Raw genomic sequence first — 17157 nt, forward strand, 5'->3', positions numbered from 1 at the left:
CTGCGAAAACGCTGAGCGGGATAACCTGTGGATAGCCGGGAACCCAAAACGCGTTTCGCTCGTTCCGCAAGGTAAGGAAGCGCGGGGGGCGGGGCTCGGATCGGGTCGACGTCAGTTCACACGAGCCGACGTCAGTTCACACAGCCCAGGCCAGGTCACCCGAGTCGAGGCCAGTCCACCTGAGCCGAGGCCGGTGCACCTGAGCCGGGCCGGTGCACCTGAGCCGAGGCCGGTGCACCTGAGCCGAGGCCGGTGCGCACGAGTGCCGAGGCCGGTGCACGCGAGCCGAGGCCAGTCCACCCGAGTCGAGGCCAGTCCACCTGAGCCGGGCCGGTGCACACGAGTGCCGAGACCAGTGCGCACGAGTCGAGCCGACCCCGACTGGGTCGTGTCAGCCGAGTCGTGTCGCCACCACGAACTCGTGCACCGCCTCGAACGCGGGTGGGTGCTCGGGCAGGTCGGTGGTCTCGCGCGCCTCCCGCAGCTGCTCCTGCCAGTGCGCGAGGTCCGCCTCCAGCCGTTCGGGAGCCGGCCGCTCCGGCACGCCCGCCAGCGCGCGGTGCTCGCCGAGGATCTTGGCCTCGATGAGCGCGGTCAGGTAGTCCGGCCCGTCGAGCTTGTCCAGCAACGTCGGCAGGTGCGCGAGCACCTCGCCGGTGCGCAGCAGGTGCACGCCGGTCAGCAGGGCGCGGAACGTGTAGAGCAGCGGCTTGATTTCGCCGGTCCGTTCGAACAGGCGCCATTGGGTGGCCGCGAAGCCCCGGTAGTGGTGGCCGTGCCGGGAGGTCAGGCACCCCGCGGCGAGGTCGGCGAGTTTTCGGTGTCCGTCCGTGGTGTGCACGACCAGGGGCGAGAGCAGCTGTTCCAGCACGTAGCCGTTGGGGCGGGTGAGCAGGCGGCAGAACTTCTGCACGTCGTGGGTGACGAGGTCGATCTCGACGCCGTCGCGCACCCACATCCGTTCCTTGGTCTCCGGGCCGTGCCGCAGCCCGACGATCTCCGCGAGCGGCAGGACGTGCACGCCGCGCAGGTCCACGTCCGAGTCGCGGGACGGGAATCCGTACAGGTGCGCGCCGGACACGGTCGCGAAGAGCAGGCCGTGCGACTGCTCCGCCACGACCGCGCTCAGGTCTGGAACCTCGTAGCTCACAACATCCTCCTGCGCACCGACATCAACCAGTCCTCAACCCGCGCCCGGTCGGGTTCCTCCGGCAGCGGGCCGTTCGCCGCGGCGAGTTCGTCGCCCAGCCGGTGTGCCCACGAAACCGCGTCGTCCCAGGACATCGAGCCGTCGCGGATCGCGAGCAACGAGCGGTCCGCCGAGATGGACAGTTCGCCCGTTCGCATCAGGTGCAGGCCCACCAGGCGCAGCCGCACTACGTGCATGAGCTGCTTGGGTTTCAGGTTCCGGCCCGCGCGCGACAGCTGCATCTCCGTCGCGCGGGTGTAGGCGCGCACCGCGTACCGGGAGAGGAACGCGGGCAGCAGCGCCTGCAGTTCCTCTCCCATCGGCGTGCTGATCTCGATCAGCGGGCTCACCAGCGTTTCGAGCACCGTCGGGTTCGACTTCAGGCCCAGCTTGCAGAAGTGCTCGACCTCCCAGCTGAGCTGTTCGGGCGACGGGCCCTCGACCGAGGTCGGGGGTTTCTCCAGGCGCCAGAACGACTCCGTGGGCGCGACGAACACCCCTCGTCTGTCCACATCGGACTCGTCGGTCGCGAGCCCGTAGGCGTGCGACCCGATCACGGCTTCGAGGATCACAGTCGTGGGTCCACCGGTTCCGACTCCAGCGCGAGCACGCCGAAGACGCACTCGTGCACCCGCCACAACGGTTCGCCGCGTGCGACGCGTTCCAGGGCCTCGATGCCCAGGGCGTACTCGCGCAGAGCGAGGCCGCGCTTGCGGCCCAGACCGCGCTTCCGCAGCCGCGCGAGGTTCGACGTTGAGGTGTAGTCCGGGCCGTAGATGATCCGCAGGTACTCACGCCCGCGCACCTTCACGCCCGGCTGCACGCGCGCAGCCGAGTTCGACAGCGGTTTCACGACCATGCCCTCGCCGCCGTCCGCGGTCAGCTCCTCCCACCACTTCACGCCGGCGGCGGGATCCGCGGTGTCGACCACGAGGTGCCGGGTCTGCTGGAACAGCGGTCCTTCCAGCCGGCTCAGCGTCTCCAGGTGCCACAGGTGTGAGCGGTCGTGGAACGTCTGCCCCTCGGCCGCCAGCAGCTGGAACGGCGCGATCCGCACGTCGTCCAGCCCCGTGACCGGCCAGCAGTACCGCTCGTACGCCTCCCGGTAGGCCGCGGCGTTCGACGCGCGCTGGGACGTGCGTGCCAGCAGTTCCGCCACGTCCACACCGCGGGCAGCAGCCGACTCCAGTGCTCCGACCGCCACCGGCAGCGCGCCACCGGCGGCCGCCCCGACCGCCGCGTACTGCTCGCGGATCAGCGCGGAGGCCTTGGCGTTCCACGGCATCAGCTCGGCGTCGATCAGCAGCCAGTCCGTCGAGAACTCGTCGAACAGGCCGGCGCAGGCCGAACGCACGCGGTCCAGCAGTTCGGAACCCAGTGCGCCGTCGAAGAAGGCGCGCCCGGTGCGGGTGTAGATCGCGCCGCCTTCCTTGCGCACCAACAACACCGCACGCGAGCCCATGTGCTTCTCTTCGCAGATCACCGAAGAGACGCCGGCCGCCGCGTACTCCGCGAACGCCTCCACCGGGTGTTCCAGCACGTCGTCCCGCTGCGAAGTCGCGGTCGGCGCCATCGTCGGCGGCAGGTACAGCAGGTCGTGCGGATCGATCGCGAACCGGCTCATGACCTCCAAGGCCGACGCGGACTGCTCCGCGCGGATCGTGACGGCACCCATCAGCGACGTCTCGATCCGGCGCAGGCCCGTGACGTCGCTCAACGCCAGCACGTCCGGCGCGCGCTCGACGACAGGCGCGACCAACGGCCGCACCGGCTCGTACCAGACCTGGTGCGCCTTGACGGACACGACCTCGCGCTCCGGGTAGCGCAGCGCGGTCAGCTTTCCGCCGAACACCACACCTGTGTCGAGGCACATGGTGTTGTTGATCCACTCTGCTTCAGGCGTTGGAGTGTGGCCGTACAACACCATCGCGGTGCCGCGGTACTCGTTCGCCCACGGGTAGCGCACGGGGAGTCCGTACTCGTCGGTCTCTCCGGTCGTGTCGCCGTACAGCGCGAAGCTGCGCACACGTGCGGAAGCGCGGCCGTGGTAGCGCTCCGGCAGACCGGCGTGCGCGACGACGAGGTTTCCGCCGTCCAGCACGTAGTGCGCCACCAGCCCGTCGCAGAACTTCTCGGCCTGGCGGCGGAAGTCCTGGTCCTCGGCGGCGAACTGCGCGAGCGACTCGGCGAGGCCGTGCCGCACCTGGACGTTCTTGCCGCGCAGTGCTCGCACCAGCTTCTGCTCGTGGTTTCCGCAGACGCAGAACCCGTGGCCGTTCGCGACCATGCCCATCACGAGCCGCACCACGCCAGGCGTGTCCGGTCCGCGGTCCACGAGGTCGCCCACGAAGACCGCTTTGCGCCCGGCAGGCGGAACGGCGTCGACCGCGCGTCCTTCGGCGTCGCGGACCAGCGAGTACCCGAGCTCGACCAGCAGCTCCTCCAGCTCAGCGCGGCAGCCGTGCACGTCACCGATCACGTCGAACGGCCCGGTCTCGTGCCTGAGGTCGTTGAGCAGACGCTCGTACACGACCACCGCGCTGTCCACTTCGGACTCGGAGCGCAGCACGTGCACGCGCTTGAACCCCTCCTTGCCGAGGAACTTCAGCGACCGCTGCAACGCGGCCCGGTGCCGTTTCACGACGTGCGCGCCGAAGTCGCGGTCCGGCCGGGAAGCGTTGCGCCGCAGGCACACGTCGGTCGGCGTGTCCAGCACGATCGCGACCGGCAGCACGTTCGCCTTCCTCGCGACCTCGATCAGTTTCGCCCGGTCGGGCGCCTGCACGTTCGTCGCGTCGATCACCGTGACGCGCCCGGCCTCCAGCCGCTTGGCGGCGACGTAGTGCAGCACGTCGAACGCCGCCGCGGACGCCGACTGGTCGTTCTCGTCGTCGGCCACGAGCCCGCGGAAGTAGTCGCTCGACAGCACCTGGGTGGGGAGGAAGTGCTTGCGCGCGAACGTGGACTTGCCAGAGCCCGAGGCGCCGATCAGCACCACCAGACACAGGTCAGGAATCTTCAGGTCCATCAGTTCTCGTCCTCCGAGCTGAACACGGCCATCTGGGTCGGCGCGCCGCGGTCGGCGTCCTCCGGCCCGATCGGCACATGACGCACGCGGTAGCCACGTCGTGACGCAACGCCGTCCGCCCACTCCGCGAACTCGGCGCGAGTCCATTCGAAACGGTGGTCGGAATGGCGCATCTGGCCTTCCGGCAACGTTTCGAAGAGCGGGTTGTACTCGACGTTCGGCGTGGTCACCAGAACGACAGCAGGGCGTGCCACGACGAACACCGAGTGCTCCAGCGCGGGCAGGCGCGACGGGTCGACGTGCTCGACGACCTCCATCAGCACCGCCGCGTCATAGCCGGCGAGCTCGGTGTCGGCGTAGGTCAACGCCGACTGCCGCAACGTGATCCGCTCGCGCAGCCGGTCGGACATGCGGTCCAGGTGGAGCTTGCGCGCGGCCTCCTGCAACGCCTTCGCGGACACGTCGACGCCGTGGATCTCGGTGAACTCCGGCTCCTTGACGAGCTCGCGCAGCAACGCGCCGCCACCGCAGCCGAGGTCGAGCACGCGCTTGGCCCGTGCCTCCTTCAGCGCCTTGATCACGGCCTCCTTGCGCTGTGCGGCAAGGGAGATCTTCGGCTCGGCCAGCGCGTTGTCCAGCTCCTCCGGCTCGACCTCGTCGACCTCGGCGAGCCGTTCCAGCGCGGACAGCACCAGCGGTCGCTTGCGCGCCAGGTACCTGGTGGTGATCAGCTCCTTGTCCGGGTGCGCCGACAGCCAGCCGTCACCGGCCTTGAGCAGCTTGTCGACCTCGTCGGCGGCGACCCAGTAGTGCTTGCCGCCGTCGAGCACGGGCAGCAGCACGTAGAGGTGCTTCAGGGCGTCGCTGACCTTGAGCGTTCCGGTCAGCGTGACGTCGCCGTAGCGCGAATCACCGTGCTCGGCGACCTCTACGGTCCAGCCGAGCGGCGTGAACAGCCGCTCCGCGAGCTTGTACGGCAGCGCGGGAACGCGGATGACCAGCGGAATCGGCGTCCGGGCGAGCTCGGGGAAGCTGTCGCTGCGGCCGTTCATGGCCGTGCGGAACACGCTGCCGAGTGCGACGGTGAGCAACGACCCGGCCGCGTACGGACGGTCGTTGACGTATTGCGTGAGCGTGCTGCCAGGACCTCGCACGAGCGCGATGGGGTCGACCTCCAGCAGGAGGGCGACCGTGCACTCCTCGGGCGACGCCTTCGGGTAGAAGACGTGCGCGGTGCCCGAGCTCGTCGAGAACGACTGGGCCCGGTCCGGGTGTTTGTGCAGCAGGTGACCGAGATCGGTCGCCGGCTGGTGGGTCGTGGTCATGGTCAGCAACACGAGGTCGAGTCTGATCGAGAGTCGCTGTCCGCGCTGCCCATTTACTGTGGTTGGCATGACCAATCGGCTTGCGGACGCGACCAGCCCGTACCTGCTGCAGCACGCTGACAACCCGGTCGACTGGTGGCCGTGGGGCGCCGAGGCGTTCGAGGAGGCACGACGGCGCAACGTCCCGGTGCTGCTGTCCGTCGGCTACGCGGCCTGCCACTGGTGTCACGTGATGGCGCACGAGTCTTTTGAGGACGAGTCGGTGGCGGCGTTCGTGAACGCGCGGTTCGTCCCGGTGAAGGTGGATCGCGAGGAACGTCCGGACGTCGACGCCGTGTACATGGAGGTCACGCAGGCCATGACCGGCTCCGGCGGCTGGCCGATGACCGTGTTCCTGACGCCGGACGCGCGCCCGTTCCACGCCGGCACCTACTACCCGCCGTCGCCGCGCCAGGGCATGCCGTCGTTCACGCAGCTCGTCGAGGCGGTGTCGGAAGCGTGGACCTCGCGCCCCGACGACATCCTGGAGTCGGCTTCCGTTGTGGTGGAGGAGATCTCCCGCCACACCGCGCCACTGCCACCGTCCGCTGTGGACTCCGACGCGCTGGCGGGCGCGGTGGTGTCGCTGCTGGGCGAGTTCGACCGGCGCAACGGCGGATTCGGTGGCGCGCCGAAGTTCCCGTCGTCGATGGTGGTCGAGTTCCTGCTGCGGCACCACGAACGCACCGGCTCGGTCGAGGCGATCTCGATGGCCACCTCGACGGCCGACGCGATGGCGAACGGCGGCATGTACGACCAGCTCGGCGGCGGGTTCGCGCGCTACAGCGTCGACGCCTCGTGGGTCGTGCCGCACTTCGAGAAGATGTTGTACGACAACGCTTTGCTGCTCCGCTTCTACACGCATCTGTCGCGGGTAACGGGCTCTGAACGCTACGAGCGGGTTGTGCGGGACACGGCGGCTTTCCTGTTGCGTGACCTGCGCACGGCCCAGGGTGGCTTCGCGGCATCGTTGGACGCCGACACCGAGGGCGTTGAGGGCTCGACTTACGTGTGGTCGTTCGAGGAACTCGGGGATGCGGCCGCCGCGTTCGGGGTGACCGAGGAGCCGAACTTCGAGGACGGCAAGTCGACGCTGAGGTTCGTGTCAGAGCCGGGCGAGGACGTGCGTGCGTCGTTGCTGGCTCGTCGTGCTGAGCGCGCGCAGCCGGGCCGTGACGACAAGGTGATCGCGGCGTGGAACGGCATGGCGATCGCGGCTTTGGCCGAGGCGGGCGCCTTCTTCGGCGAGCCGTCGTGGATCGTCGCGGCCTCGGAGGCGGCGACGTTGCTGGCCTCGGTGCACCTGGTCGAGGGCCGGCTGCTGCGGACCTCGCGGGACGGTGTCGCGGGGCCGTCGTTCGGCGTGCTGGAGGACTACGGCTGCCTCGCCGATGGCCTGCTCGCGTTGCACCAGGTGACCGGCTCGATCCGGTGGCTCGACATGGCGTGCGGCCTGTTGGACACGGCTCTCTCTCGTTTCGCCGTGCCGGATTCACCGGGCGCCTACTACGACACCGCAGATGACGCGGAGGCGTTGGTGCGCCGTCCGGCCGACTCGACCGACAACGCGTCGCCCTCGGGTGCGTCCTCGCTGGCCTCGGCCTTGCTGACGGCGTCGTTGCTGTCCGGTGCCGAGCGCTCTTCGCGTTATGCGAGTGCCGCTTCGGACGCGGTGACGCGTGCCGGCCTGCTGGCCGCTCGGGCGCCCCGGTTCGCCGGCCACTGGCTGACCGTCGCCGAAGCCCTGGTCGCGGGCCCGTTGCAGGTGGCCGTCGTGGGCGCGGGCGAGGACCCACGCCGTGCGTCGCTGTGGGCGACCGCAGTCGCGAACGTGCCCGGAGGTGGCGTCGTCGTGTCCGGTGAGCCGGGCTCCGTGCCGTTGCTGGAAGACCGCCCGTTGGTCGACGAGGCTCCGGCCGCCTACGTATGCCGCGGCTACGTCTGCGACCGGCCCGTTGTTTCCGCAGATGCCCTGGTCACTTCGCTGACGGCGAACACCCTCTGACTGATTGCAGGCGTAACGTCGGTTACAACGTAATCAAGTAATCAGGGGTGTTGGACATGGGACGTGGATGGCGAGGAAGAGGTGGCTGGCAGCAGGCTGACCTGCCGTCGGCCGACGACGCGGCGGCGTGGTTCGCGGGCAGGCTGCCCGACGGCTGGTTCACCGGCGCGCCCGAGGTGATCATCGACCGCGAGGAGATCACGGTCGTCGGCACGCTCGCGGACCTGGAAGGCGAGTTCGACGACGCCTCGCGCTCCGCGGCCGAGTCGGGCCGCATCGCCCGGTGGCGTGAGGAGACGCGGGACGAGCGCATCGAGATCGCCCGCCAGGCCGAGCACCGCTACGGCCGCAAGGTCGCGTGGGGCGCCGCTCTCGGCAGCACGCGTGAGCTGTTCACGCACCTGGCCGTGCCGGTGATGACGCGCCTGCGCCAGCCGGAACGCCAGGTGCTCGACACGCTGGTGGCCGCGGGCGTGGCACGTTCCCGCGCGGACGCTCTGGCGTGGGCCGTCCGTCTGGTCGGCGAGCACGCGGACAGCTGGCTCGGCGACCTGCGCGACGCCATGTCGAAGGTCGACGATCTGCGTTCGCAGGGGCCGGACCTCACGTAACCTGCGCGGCGTGGAGCTGACCGGCTACGCCGCGTCCGTCGTCCGCGACGAGCCGGGCGCGTTCGAGAAATTCGTCGAAGAGGCCCAGGACCGTTCGTTCGACGAGATGTCGGCGGCGGCCCTGGTCCTGTCCACGTCCGCGGATGTGCAGGTGAACCAGTTGCTGGGCAACGTCCTCTACCTCACGGGCACGTTGCCCGCCCTGGAACCGCTGGCGCTGCGCGTCGCGGAAGCCTTCGAGCGCAAGGATCCTGCCGCGGACGACTGGGAGGGCGCCTTGGTGCTTCCCGTGCAGCACGAGGACATCCGCGCTCATCTGCCGCACCGCGACCGCCTGCTCGCCGCGGTGCCGTCCGACACGTGGCTGCACGGCCTGCTGCTCGTGCTGGACCTGGAACCGTTGCTGGTGCTGCATCCCGCGTCTGGCCAGGGCTTCGAGGTGACGATCGGCGGCCTCGGCGACAACTTCCAGCTCCACACGTTGCTCGCCTACCGCCTGGTCCCGTCGTTGATCCCCGGCGAGCCGCCCCCGCAGTCGTGGGTGGAGGCGGCGTCCGTCGGCCAGGATCTCGAACCGGCGGGCGGGATTCGGGGCCAGTTCGAGCTTTCCGGCGGGTTCGGCGAGACGATCTGGAACGAGGGACGTCCCTGTGACATCCCGGTTTTCGAGGGCCGCCGGGTCGTTGTGCTGGGTGTGCCGTCTTGTGCGCGGTCGTGGAACGCGGGCCGGCTGTACCCGATGATGACGCCGATGGTGGACGTCACGCGGGTGCTGCCGTCCGATGAGGCCGCGTCGTGGTTGGCCAAGGTCAGTCCGTGAGTCATGCGGTGGGTGCGGGCTGAGCCGGGGGAGTCGCGGATGGTTGTGCGACAGATGGCAGTGGTGGTTGGTCAGGCCTGAGCGTTCCCCTCCGGAGGCCGATGGCGCACCCGAGTGCGACCGTGGTGACGCCAACGACGGACACGAGCGTTAGTTGCTGCACGCCCAACAACACGGATGTCGCCAGTCCGGACACCGGCATCAGGCCGATGAGCACGCCCGCGCGGTCCGAGCCCAGGCGGTTCACGGCGAAGTACCAGAGGCCGAACGCCAGGGCGGTCACCAGCACGGCCAGCAGCACCAGCGCGACCGTCTGCCGGGTGTCCGGGACCTGCCAGCCTCCTACGAAGGTGCCGAGCACCGCGCCGATCGCCGCGGCCAGCAGGCAGGTCCAGGTCGCGACGCCGAGCACGCCCAGGCGGCGGACCACCCCTACGGCGAAGAGGGTGAAGCAGACTTCGCCGACCATGGTCAGCAAGGCGAGGATCAGGCCTGGGCCGTGCCACGCGCCGCCGCCGGACAACACCACCACGCCTGCGGCCACTACTACGGCGCCGACCACGGCGGCGAGGGAGCGGTTGCGGGCCATCAGTGCCAGCGCGATCGGGGAGGCGCCCATGACGGCGGCCACGAAGCCTGGTTCCGCGTATTGCTGGGCGGCGATGAGCAGGGCGTTGAAGCCGAGCATGCCTGAGATGACGACGCCCAGCAGCGGTGGGATGTCGCGCCATGAGGGCATCGGGAGGCGGCGGGCCACCAGCAGCAGGACGGCGGCGGCCAGCAGGTAGCGCATGGCCTGGCCGGTCAGGACCGGGTAGCTCTCCAGCATGCCGGTGACGGGAACTGACGCGCCGACGATCGTTGCCGCTGTCGCTCCCGCGGCCACCCCGAGTTTCATGGTGCAGAGCCTTGCGCCGAACTGGTCCAGGTTTAAGCTCCACTTCGATGGCTACGAACTGGACCACTTTTCGCGAGCTGCTGTTGCCGGGGCATCAGCGGCGGCGTGGTGTGGAGGTCGAGCTGCGCGGGGCGATCAGGGACGGGCGGCTGGTGCCGGGGACGCGGTTGCCGTCCAGCCGGGATCTCGCGGCGCAACTCGGGGTAGCGCGCGGGACGGTGACGTCGGCGTACACGCAGCTCGTGGCGGAGGGGTACCTCACCAGTCGCAGAGGGTCGGGGACCACGGTCGCGAGTCTCGGGCCGGCCGGTGCGTGCGGTGTGCCGGAGCCGCCTCGGCGGTGGCGGTACAACCTGCGGCCCGGATTGCCGGCGTTGGGCGCGTTTCCGCGGGCTGAATGGGTTGCGGCGCATCGGGCGGCGCTCGCCGATCTGCCCGACGACGACCTGGCGTACCCGGATCCGGCCGGGTTCGTGGGGCTGCGCAAGGAGATCGTCGACTACCTGGCTCGGGTGCGGGCGGTGGTCGCGAAGGACGCGGTGATCACCAACGGTGCGGCGGACGGGTTGCAGCTCACGGCCCGGATCTTGAACGGCAGCATCGCGATCGAGGAGCCGAGTCACTTCGGCGGCGAGAACATGTTGCGGTCGCACGGCCTCCACACCGTGCCGGTTCCGGTGGACGACAAGGGGATCCGGGTCGATCTTCTGTCCAAAACGGACTGCAAGGCGGTGCTGGTCACGGCCGCGCACCAGTTTCCGCTGGGCGTGGTGCTGCATCCGGAACGGCGGCGGGCGCTCGTGGACTGGGCGCGCGAGCGGGACGCGTTGATCATCGAGGACGACTACGACGCGGAGCACCGGTACGACCGGCCTGCGCTGGGGGCGTTGCAGGCACTCGCGCCCGAACACGTGGTGTACCAGGGGACGACGAGCAAGGTGCTGGCGCCCGCGTTGCGTCTTGGGTGGCTCGTGGTGCCGGAGCGGTTGCGTGAGGGCATCGTGCAACGCAAGCAGTACAACGACATGGGCACCGCGACGATCCCTCAGGCCGCGTTCGCGCACATGTTGCGGACGGGTGGCTATGACCGTCATCTACGACGTACGCGCGCGCTCTATCGGAAGAGGCGTGACGCGTTGTTGGAGGCCGTTGCGGAGCATCTGCCGGCGTGGCAGTCCATCGGCGTCGCGGCTGGGCTGCACGTCGTGCTGCGCATGCCGGACGGAACGGATGACCTCGCACTGAAGAGCAGGCTCGCGGACCGTGGTGTGCACGTCTGGGCGTTGGCGCAGTACACGCGCACGCCGATGTGGCCCGGATTGGTGCTGGGGTACGCGTCGCTCACCCCTGACCGTCTGCGGGAGGCGGTCAGGGAGATCGCGAACGCCGCCGTGGCTTAGAGGATGTGCTCGCGCAGCGTGCCCGCGTCGCCGCTCAGGATGTGCTCGCGGTCCACGCCGTCGGCGCCGAGGATGTGCTCACGGGCCTGGCCGACGGCGGGGCTGGCGACCGCCGCGACGGCGGCGAACAGCATGGCGGCGGCAACGATCTTGAATGTACGCATGGTGCGGTAAACCCCCAGGTCGGACGAATGTCCGGGGCAGCCTAGCCCGAGCCTCCAGAAATTGTCAGTGCTCGGGTGCACCATGAGACACGTGCTCCTTTCCGAAGTAGTCGACACCTCGGCCGCCGTGGCGGCGACCCGGTCGCGCCTGGCCAAGGTCAAGGCGTTGTCCGCGTTGCTGCGCGGGGCGAGCGCCGACGTCGTGGTGGCGGTGGTGTCGTTCCTCATAGGTACGCCGCGGCAGGGTCGCATCGGTGCTGGTTGGCGCACGGTCGTCGACCTGTCGGTACCGCCGGCCGCTCAGGCCGGGCTCACGATCGCCGAGGTCGACGCCGCGCTCGCCGAGGTGGCCACGACGTCCGGCAAGGGCTCGGCGCAACGCCGGGTCGACCTGCTGACGGCGCTGTTCGGGCGTGCAACCGCGGCGGAACAGGATTTCTTACGCCGGTTGCTCACCGGCGAGCTGCGCCAGGGCGCGCTGGAAGGCGTGATGCTGGACGCGATCGCCTCCGCGGCTGACGTGCCGGGGGAGACGGTGCGGCGCGCGTTCATGCTGTCCGGCCGCCTGCCTGAGACCGCCGTGGCCGCGCTGGACGGTGGTGCTGCGGCGCTGGAGGCGTTCCGGCTGGAGGTCGGGCGACCGCTGCGGCCCATGCTGGCGTCGCCTGCGGAGTCGCTGGGCGAGGCGCTGTCCGAACTCGGCAGCTGCGTGGTGGAGCACAAACTCGACGGCGCGCGCATCCAGGTGCACCGCTCGGGCGACGACGTCCACATCTACACCCGCACGTTGCGCGAGATCACCAAGACGGTGCCTGAGCTGGTCGAACTCGTCCGCGGCCTGCCGTGCACGTCGGTGGTGCTCGACGGCGAGACCCTCGCGCTGACCGACGAGGGCAGACCCCGCCCGTTCCAGGAGACGATGAGCCGGTTCGGCGCGCAGGACGAGCGCGAGCTGCTGCTGCACCCGTACTTCTTCGACTGCCTGCACCTCGACGGCAAGGACCTGCTCGACGAACCTCTGCGCGACCGCCTGGCCGCACTCCGCCAGGTCGCGGGCGAGCACGTGATCCCCGGCGTGCTGGACCCGTCGCCGGAGGAGGCCGAGTCGGTCGTCACGGCGGCCCTGTCCGGTGGCCACGAGGGCGTGATGGTGAAGTCGCTGGCCTCGCCCTACGCCGCCGGCCGCCGCGGCCGCGCCTGGCAGAAGGTGAAGCCGGTGCACACGCTCGACCTGGTCGTGCTCGGCGTCGAGTGGGGCAGCGGCCGCCGCCGGGGCTGGCTGTCGAACCTGCATCTCGGCGCCCGCGACCCGGACGGCGGCCCGCCGGTGATGGTCGGCAAGACCTTCAAGGGCCTCACCGACGACCTGCTCAAGTGGCAGACCAAGGCTTTGCAGGAGATCGCCACCGAGCAGAGCGACTGGGTCGTCATGGTCCGCCCGGAGCTGGTGATCGAGATCGAACTGGACGGCGTGCAGGTCTCGCCGCGCTATCCCGGTGGCGTCGCGCTGCGGTTCGCCCGCGTCGTGCGCTACCGCCCGGACAAGGACCCGTCGGAGGCGACGACGATCGAGGAGGTGAGGGCGCTTCTGCCCACCGCACAACCGAATCCCGAGGCCTGACGCGCGTGCTCGGCGCCGTAAATCGCGTGCGGCCTCCCGGCGTCCGGCAATAGCGTCGGGCCAGTGACCGATGCTGCCGCGCTGCTGCGCGCGTTCGACGACCAGGCCCGCACCGCCGAGTGGACCGTGCTGGATCCCGGCTCCACCGTCCACCGCGACGGCCCGATCTTCCGGGTTTTCTGGCCGAAACGGTCGGGCTTCGTGGGTGGACCACCCGACCTGGGCGTCTCCGGCACCGAACTCGACGAGCTGATCGCCCGGCAACGCGACTTCTTCGCCGAGCGCGGCCAGGCCGTCGAGTGGAAGACGTGGGGCCACGACACCCCTGCTGACCTGCCCGAACGGCTTCTCGCGGCCGGATTCGAGTCGGACGGCCAGGAGACCGTGCTCGTCGGTCTCGCCGAGGAGATGACGGCACCGGTGCACGTCGACGGCGTCGTCGTGCGGGAGGTCGAGGACGAGGCGGACGTGCACCGGCTCGCCGCCACCGCCACCGAGGTGTTCGGCAGGAAGCACGACTGGCTGGTCGACCGCCTGATCGAGAAGAAGGACGACCCGAACATGGTCGCCGTGATCGCGGAGGCCGACGGGAAGGTCGTGTCGTCCTCACGGCTCGAGATCGTGCCGGGCACGGAGTTCGGCGGCCTCTGGGGCGGCGGCACCCTCGCTGAGTGGCGCGGGAAGGGCATCTACCGGGCGCTGGTGGCGCACCGGGCGCGCATCGCCCTCGAGCGGGGCGTGAAGTACCTGCAGGTCGACGCGTCCGAGGACAGCAGGCCGATCCTGGAGCGGCTCGGGTTCGTGAAGGTCACCACGACCACGGGTTACGTTTGGAAGCCGTGACGAGACGCTGCGGGTATCGTGGAAGCACGTGCGGTTCATCGAAGGGCATCGACCCTCATACGACCTGACCTACGACGACGTGTTCCTCGTTCCCGGCCGCAGTGCCGTGGAGTCCAGGTTCGGCGTCGACCTGTCCACCTCGGACGGCACCGGGGCCACCATCCCGATCGTCGTCGCCAACATGACGGCCGTGGCCGGGCGGCGGATGGCGGAGACCATCGCGCGGCGTGGCGGGCTCGTCGTCATCCCGCAGGACGTGCCCACCGAGGCGGTCGCGGAGATCATCGCCTGGGTCAAGGAGCGGCATCCCGTGTGGGACACGCCGTTGACGCTCACCATGGGCGACGCGGTGGCGGACGCGTGGAATCTGCTGCACAAGCGGGCTCACGGCGCCGTTGTCGTCGTTGACGACGGTGGGCGGCCCCTTGGTGTTGTCGACGAGGCGGCGCTCACGGGCGTTGACCGGTTCACGCGCCTTGGCGACGTGATGAACACCGACGTGCTGAAGCTGCCGCTCGACACTGAGCCTCAGGAGGTGTTCGACCAGCTGCACCACAGCGCGCACAAGATCGCGCTCGGCATCGACGACGAGCAGCGGCTCAGCGGGGTGCTGACCGAACTGACGGCGTTGCGGGCCGAGGTGTACCGGCCGGCCACCGATGACGACGGGCGGCTGCGGATCGCGGCTGCCGTCGGGGTCAACGGCGACGTGCGGGCCAAGGCCGAAGCGTTGATCAAGGCCGGGGTCGACGTGCTGGTGGTGGACACCGCGCACGGGCACCAGGAAAAGATGATCACTGCGATCAGGGCGGTCCGGGAGGCGGATCCGAGCGTGCCGATCGCGGCGGGCAACGTCGTCACCGCGGAGGGCGTGCGGGATCTGGTCGAGGCCGGCGCGGACATCATCAAGGTCGGTGTCGGACCCGGCGCGATGTGCACCACGCGGATGATGACGGGCGTGGGCAGGCCGCAGTTCTCCGCCGTGGCGGAGTGTTCAGTGGAGGCGCGCAGGCTCGGCAAGCACGTGTGGGCCGACGGTGGCGTGCGGCATCCGCGCGACGTGGCGCTGGCGCTGGCCGCGGGAGCCAGCAGCGTCATGGTCGGCAGCTGGTTCGCCGGAACCTACGAGTCGCCCGGTGACCTGCAGCGCGACGAGCGGGGAAACCTCTACAAAGAATCTTTCGGAATGGCCTCGAAGCGCGCGGTGACGGCGAGGACGCGCAGCGACAACGCGTTCGACCGGGCCAAGAAGGGGCTGTTCGAAGAAGGCATCTCCACGTCGAAAATGCGCTTGGACCCGGTACGCCCGAGCGTGGAGGACCTGCTGGATGCGATAACCTCCGGCGTCCGCTCGGCCTGCACGTATGCCGGCGCGAACTCACTCGAGGAATTCCACGACAGGGCTGTTCTCGGCATCCAGTCGGCGGCTGGATTCGCGGAAGGCAGGCCGTTGCCAGGGGGATGGTGAGGAATGGACGAAGCGGTAGAAGTAAGAGATCTCCGCAAAGTCTATAAAACTGGACAAAAACCGGCGGTGGACGGATTGAGCTTCACCGTCCGCCGCGGTGAGGTCTTCGGGCTGCTCGGGCCCAACGGCGCGGGCAAGACGACCACCGTCGGCGTCCTGACCACGCGCGTCCGCCCCACCTCGGGGCAGGCGTTCGTGGAGGGCGTCGACGTGGTCGCCGACTCCAAGCGCGCACGGCAGTTGCTCGCCGTCGTGCCGCAGCGCAACAACCTCGACCGCTCGCTCAACGCGAAGCAGAACCTGCTGTTCCACGCGGCCTATCACGGCATCGGGCCGACCGAACGCAAGAAGCTCGCCGACGACATCCTCGAGCGGATGGGGTTGAAGGACCACGAGAAGGCGCTCGTCGACACGTTGTCCGGCGGTCAGGCGCAACGGCTGATGATCGCCCGCGCGCTGATGCACCGGCCGAAGGTGCTGTTCCTGGACGAGCCGAGCACCGGGCTCGACCCGCAGGCCCGGCTCTTCGTCCACGAACGCGTCGCCGCACTGCACGCGGACGGCGTCACGGTCGTGCTCACCACGCACGACATGGACGAGGCCGCCAAGCTGTGCGACCGCGTCGGCATCGTCGACCACGGCAAGCTGCTCACGCTGGACACGCCGTCCGAGCTGACGAAGAGCCTGCCCGGCAGCAACACGGTCAGCGTCACGGTCGGCCTGAACGGCCACGAACCCACCAGGATCAACGCTGGTCTGTCCGAAGTGGACGGCGTGCGGCGGGTGGAGGAGGTCGGTGGCATGTTCCGCGTCTACACCGACAGCGACACCTCGGTCACGCTGCCCGCCGTGCTGAACGTGTTGCGGGACCTCGACGTCGTCGTCAGCGACGTCGCGATCGGCAAGCCCAGCCTGGAAGACGTCTTCATCCACCTGACCGGCAGGGAGCTTCGGTGAGCCAACTCAGGACGTTCCAGGCGATCCTGTGGCGCGACGTCTTCGTCACGGGCCGCGAGCTGCCGAGCTTCCTCGCGCAGGTGATCATCCAGCCGTTCTTCATCCTCTTCATCTTCGCGAAGGTGCTGGGGGACATCGGGTACGTCCAGAACGACTTCGCGCAGGTGCTGCTGCCCGGCATCATCGCGATGAACGGTTTCCTGGGCGCGTTGCAGAACACGACACTGCCGCTGGTGCTGGACTTCTCGTGGACGCGGGAGATCGAGGACCGGTTGCTGGCACCGATCTCCATCCCGCTCGTGGCGGTGGAGAAGATCGTGTTCGGTGCGGTCCGCGGGTTCTTCGCGGCGGTGCTGATGGTGCCGGTCGGGTTCGTGATGCTCGACGTGTCGTGGCAGTGGTCGGGGATTCCCGCCGCTTTGCTGGTGATCGTCCTGGGCTGCCTCGCCGGCGGCGCGGTCGGCATGGTCATCGGCACGTCGGTGCCCGCGCGCCGGGTCAACGTGATGTTCGCGGTGATCCTGACCCCGTTGCTGTTCACGGGTTCCGCGCAGTTCCCGTGGCGTTCGCTCAGCGACGATCTGCTGTGGTTCAAGGTGGTCTGCGCGCTCAACCCGCTGACGTACGTGAGCGAGGGCATGCGCGCGGCTCTGGTGCCGGACGTGCCGCACATCCCGTTGCCGATCGTGCTGGTGGTGCTCGTGGTCGCGATCGCGGGCTTCGGTGGACTCGGCCTGCGCGGCTTCATGAAACGCGCGCTCGACTAAAGCGGAACGGCCCCGCGCAACG

At 69.5% G+C, this 17157-nt stretch carries 15 protein-coding genes; 9 read left to right on the plus strand and 6 right to left on the minus strand.

What is annotated here, in order from left to right; genetic code table 11:
• Positions 1 to 391 precede the first annotated feature (391 nt).
• Genes SK803_RS41000 through SK803_RS41015 form a run of 4 tightly spaced genes read right to left on the minus strand, consistent with a single transcriptional unit; the run spans position 392 to position 5554 of the window.
• A complete protein-coding gene (locus SK803_RS41000; protein ID WP_319971604.1) occupies positions 392 to 1150 on the minus strand; it encodes a nucleotidyltransferase domain-containing protein in 759 nt (252 codons plus the stop codon).
• Positions 1147 to 1761, minus strand: a complete 615-nt coding sequence (locus tag SK803_RS41005; protein ID WP_319971605.1) for a nucleotidyltransferase domain-containing protein — start codon at positions 1759 to 1761, stop codon at positions 1147 to 1149. The genes SK803_RS41000 and SK803_RS41005 overlap by 4 nt, the downstream gene beginning before the upstream one ends.
• On the minus strand, positions 1758 to 4217 hold the full coding sequence (locus tag SK803_RS41010) for a polynucleotide kinase-phosphatase (protein ID WP_319971606.1): 2460 nt from the start codon (positions 4215 to 4217) through the stop codon (positions 1758 to 1760). The genes SK803_RS41005 and SK803_RS41010 overlap by 4 nt, the downstream gene beginning before the upstream one ends.
• Positions 4217 to 5554 (minus strand): 3' terminal RNA ribose 2'-O-methyltransferase Hen1, encoded by a 1338-nt coding sequence (locus SK803_RS41015; protein ID WP_319971607.1) that lies wholly within the window; start codon positions 5552 to 5554, stop codon positions 4217 to 4219. The genes SK803_RS41010 and SK803_RS41015 overlap by 1 nt, the downstream gene beginning before the upstream one ends.
• Positions 5555 to 5609: 55 nt before the next feature.
• Between SK803_RS41015 and SK803_RS41020 the strand changes: the two genes are divergently transcribed.
• The 3 genes from SK803_RS41020 to SK803_RS41030 are packed head-to-tail and all read left to right on the plus strand — an operon-like array spanning position 5610 to position 9017.
• Positions 5610 to 7586 carry a thioredoxin domain-containing protein gene (locus tag SK803_RS41020; protein ID WP_319971609.1) on the plus strand — a complete coding sequence of 659 codons (1977 nt, stop codon included), beginning with the start codon at positions 5610 to 5612 and terminating at the stop codon, positions 7584 to 7586.
• Positions 7587 to 7642: 56 nt separating this feature from the next.
• Positions 7643 to 8197, plus strand: a complete 555-nt coding sequence (locus tag SK803_RS41025) for a hypothetical protein (RefSeq protein ID WP_319971610.1) — start codon at positions 7643 to 7645, stop codon at positions 8195 to 8197.
• Between the two features lie 10 nt (positions 8198 to 8207).
• Positions 8208 to 9017 carry a hypothetical protein gene (locus SK803_RS41030; protein ID WP_319971611.1) on the plus strand — a complete coding sequence of 270 codons (810 nt, stop codon included), beginning with the start codon at positions 8208 to 8210 and terminating at the stop codon, positions 9015 to 9017.
• A 1-nt stretch (position 9018) separates the two neighbouring features.
• On the opposite strand, the gene SK803_RS41035 is transcribed toward SK803_RS41030, so the two are convergent.
• Entirely contained in the window at positions 9019 to 9915 is an 897-nt protein-coding gene (locus SK803_RS41035) for a DMT family transporter (RefSeq protein ID WP_319971612.1), read from the minus strand.
• A 47-nt stretch (positions 9916 to 9962) separates the two neighbouring features.
• On the opposite strand from SK803_RS41035, the gene pdxR reads away from it, so the two are divergent.
• Entirely contained in the window at positions 9963 to 11315 is a 1353-nt protein-coding gene (pdxR, locus tag SK803_RS41040; protein WP_319971613.1) for a MocR-like pyridoxine biosynthesis transcription factor PdxR, read from the plus strand.
• Here pdxR and SK803_RS41045 read toward each other — a convergent pair.
• Positions 11312 to 11479, minus strand: a complete 168-nt coding sequence (locus SK803_RS41045) for a hypothetical protein (RefSeq protein ID WP_319971614.1) — start codon at positions 11477 to 11479, stop codon at positions 11312 to 11314. The genes pdxR and SK803_RS41045 overlap by 4 nt on opposite strands.
• Positions 11480 to 11570: 91 nt before the next feature.
• Here SK803_RS41045 and SK803_RS41050 point away from each other — a divergent pair, with 91 nt between their 5' ends.
• The 5 genes from SK803_RS41050 (at position 11571) to SK803_RS41070 (ending at position 17135) form a co-directional block, all read left to right on the plus strand.
• Positions 11571 to 13100, plus strand: a complete 1530-nt coding sequence (locus SK803_RS41050) for an ATP-dependent DNA ligase (protein WP_319971615.1) — start codon at positions 11571 to 11573, stop codon at positions 13098 to 13100.
• A 63-nt stretch (positions 13101 to 13163) separates the two neighbouring features.
• Positions 13164 to 13943, plus strand: a complete 780-nt coding sequence (locus tag SK803_RS41055) for a GNAT family N-acetyltransferase (RefSeq protein ID WP_319971616.1) — start codon at positions 13164 to 13166, stop codon at positions 13941 to 13943.
• A 28-nt stretch (positions 13944 to 13971) separates the two neighbouring features.
• Complete coding sequence (locus SK803_RS41060; protein ID WP_319971617.1) at positions 13972 to 15411, plus strand: GuaB1 family IMP dehydrogenase-related protein; 1440 nt, start codon at positions 13972 to 13974, stop codon at positions 15409 to 15411.
• Between the two features lie 3 nt (positions 15412 to 15414).
• Positions 15415 to 16368 (plus strand): ABC transporter ATP-binding protein, encoded by a 954-nt coding sequence (locus SK803_RS41065; RefSeq protein WP_319971618.1) that lies wholly within the window; start codon positions 15415 to 15417, stop codon positions 16366 to 16368.
• Entirely contained in the window at positions 16365 to 17135 is a 771-nt protein-coding gene (locus SK803_RS41070; protein WP_319971619.1) for an ABC transporter permease, read from the plus strand. The genes SK803_RS41065 and SK803_RS41070 overlap by 4 nt, the downstream gene beginning before the upstream one ends.
• Positions 17136 to 17157: the final 22 nt, after the last annotated feature.

This window comes from Lentzea miocenica (assembly GCF_033949945.1).
GTDB classification, from domain to species: domain Bacteria; phylum Actinomycetota; class Actinomycetes; order Mycobacteriales; family Pseudonocardiaceae; genus Lentzea; species Lentzea miocenica.